The 2,690-nt window shown below is 63.6% G+C and carries 3 protein-coding genes; all 3 read right to left on the bottom strand.

Going from position 1 to position 2,690, the window contains the following annotated elements; translation table 11 throughout:
• On the bottom strand, positions 1–717 hold a 717-nt coding region (locus IRZ12_RS17165; protein ID WP_296471196.1), incomplete at its 3' end, for a LysR family transcriptional regulator.
• A gap of 100 nt (positions 718–817) precedes the next feature.
• Complete coding sequence (locus IRZ12_RS17160) at positions 818–1,564, bottom strand: amino acid ABC transporter ATP-binding protein (protein WP_296471193.1); 747 nt, start codon at positions 1,562–1,564, stop codon at positions 818–820.
• Positions 1,565–1,590: 26 nt separating this feature from the next.
• The coding region (locus IRZ12_RS17155) for an amino acid ABC transporter permease (RefSeq protein ID WP_296471190.1) at positions 1,591–2,690 on the bottom strand (1,100 nt) is incomplete at its 5' end.

Raw genomic sequence — 2,690 nt, 5'->3', positions numbered from 1 at the left:
GAATTCGTAAACGGCGTCCGTCGAATCGCAACGAAGGAATACGTTGGCGCCAGTCAGCGGGCTGCGTTCGAAGTGCTCGCTGAGCAGCCTTTCCATCGAGAGTCCGATTCCATAGGCAATGATGGGCGTGGTCTGGGCAGTCAGGCTGTAGCGGGGCTGGCCATGGGCATCCGTTGCGGTGACGGGGACCAGTTTTTCTGTGCACAAGGTCAGGTGCCGGTAGCGGTGGCCGTTGAGCGGGACGGGAAGCGCGCGATGCTCGTAGCAGCAGAGCATGTCGACCTTGCTCTGCTCCAGGAGGCCGGCGAGGTCTGTGGTCGCGCCGGTGATGATTTCTACCTGCGCCTTGCCGCGCAGCGGGCTGCGTGGCATATGCGTGATCCGGGCGAGCCAATCGGCGACCAGGGTTCGGGCCAAAGTGCGCCCGGTACCTACGCGCAAGCCCAGCCCTTGGTTGGCGCCGTGGCGCTGGATCTGGGCCCGGGTGTTGGCGACGCTTTCGACCGTGCGCTCGGCCGTCTTGAGCAGGACCTCGCCTTCGGGCGTGAGCTGTACCGGCGTGCGATTGCGTTCTACCAGGGGAGCGCCTGCCCAGACCTCCAGTGCTCGGATGCGGCGGCCGAATGCGGGGTGCGTGACGTGCCGCAGCTCCGCCGCGCGTACGAAGCTTTGGGTTCGGGCGAGGGCGATGAGGTCTTCGAAAAGTTTGAGGTCCATGACCCCAAGATTCTAATGCTTGGGGCAGCCAAGCCCGATTGGCTTTCTCAACCGTAACAATACGCGTGCGCGTTTACGACAAGGTCCGGGCGCCGCCGCCTCAATGGAGGATCTGGCTCAGGAACAGCTTGGTGCGCTCGTTCTGCGGGCGGGAGAAGAACTCCTCGGGGGCGTTTTGTTCGACGATCTGGCCTTGGTCCATGAAAATCACCCGGTCCGCCACCTGCCGCGCGAATCCCATTTCATGGGTTACGCAGAGCATGGTGATGCCCGTCTCGGCAAGCGACGTCATCACATCCAGCACTTCTTTGACCATTTCCGGATCGAGGGCAGACGTTGGCTCGTCGAACAGGATGATCTTGGGCGACATGCACAGTGAGCGTGCGATGGCGACGCGCTGCTGCTGCCCGCCCGAGAGCTGCCCCGGATACTTGTGCGCCTGCTCTGGGATGCGCACGCGCTCGAGGAAGCGCATGGCCGTTTCCTCGGCTTGGGCCTTGGGCTGTTTGAGCACCCATATGGGCCCGAGCGTCAGGTTCTGCAGCACCGTGAGGTGGGGGAACAGATTGAAGTGCTGGAATACCATGCCGACTTCGCGCCGTATGGCTTCGATGTCCTTGAGGTCGTCCGTCAGTTCGATGCCATCCACCACGATCCGGCCCTGCTGGTGCTCCTCGAGCCGGTTGATGCAGCGGATGAGCGTGGATTTTCCCGATCCCGACGGGCCGCAAATGACGATGCGCTCGCCCCGCTGGACGGTCAAGTCGATGCCGCGCAGCGCCTGGTACTTGCCGAACCATTTGCTGACGCCTTCCATCTGGATGATCGGTTGATTCGATGCGGGCATGGGGGTGTTCCTGTCGGGGCCGGCAGTCATCTTTCCCTCCCGGTGCGCAAACGTCGCTCCAGCGCCTGGCTGTAGCGCGACATGGCAAAGCAGAATACGAAGTAGATGGCCGCGATGAAGAGATAGGTTTCGACTGAAACGCCGGGCCAGGCCGCGTCTGCGAGCGCAGCTTTGGCCGATTGCGTCAGGTCGAAGATGCCGATGATCACCACCAGCGAGGTGTCCTTGAAAACCAGGATGAACATGCTGACCAGCGGCGCGATGATGACGCGCAGTGCCTGCGGCAGGATGATGAGGCGCATTTGCTGCCAATAGCCCAGGCCGAGCGAATCCGCACCTTCGTATTGCCCTTTGGGGATGGATTGCAACCCTCCGCGCACGAGTTCGGCGAGATAGGCGGCGGCGAACATGACGATCGCGATCTGTGCGCGCAACAGCTTGTCGATGCCGAACCCTTCCGGAAGGAACAGGGGCAGCATGACGGACGACATGAACAGCAGGCTGATGAGCGGCACGCCGCGGATCAGTTCGATGTAGACCACGCACAGCGCCTTGATGGCGGGCAGGCGGGAACGACGCCCCAATGCGAGGAGCACACCCAGCGGAAACGCAAGGCCCATGCCTACGGTGGCAAGGATCAGGGTCAAGGGTAGCCCACCCCACTGGGTGTTCTCCACGTACTCCAGCCCGAACACGCCGCCCCACATCAGGATTCCCGCCCCGGCCAGCGCGCCGACCCAGATCAGGGCCAACGACTTGTTCCAGAAGCGCCGCAGGCAACTGGCGACGACGGCGCCGACCAGCAGGATGCTCGCTAGGAGCGGTCGCCATTGCTCGTCATAGGGGTAGAGCCCGAACAGGATCAGCCGGTGTTTTTCGGCGATGAACGCCCAGCAGGCTCCTCCCGCGTCGCGGCACGCCTGCGCTGAGTCCGTCGTGAACGTCGCCTTGACTAGCCCCCACTCGACCAGGGCCGGTACCGCCATCAGCAGCAGCCAGGCCACCAGTATGGTCAGCACCGCGTTGAGCGGCGATGAAAACAAGCTCGCCCGGAGGCCTTGCAACAGGCCGACACGAGGCGGGGGTGGCGGGCCTTCGGCACGGGGCGCGGCGCTGAGGTCGGGGG

The sequence above is a fragment of the Pigmentiphaga sp. genome (assembly GCF_019689535.1).
Classification (GTDB): Bacteria; Pseudomonadota; Gammaproteobacteria; order Burkholderiales; family Burkholderiaceae_B; genus Pigmentiphaga.
Note: the sequence above shows the minus strand (reverse complement) of the source record. Positions and strands in the feature narration are given on the sequence as shown.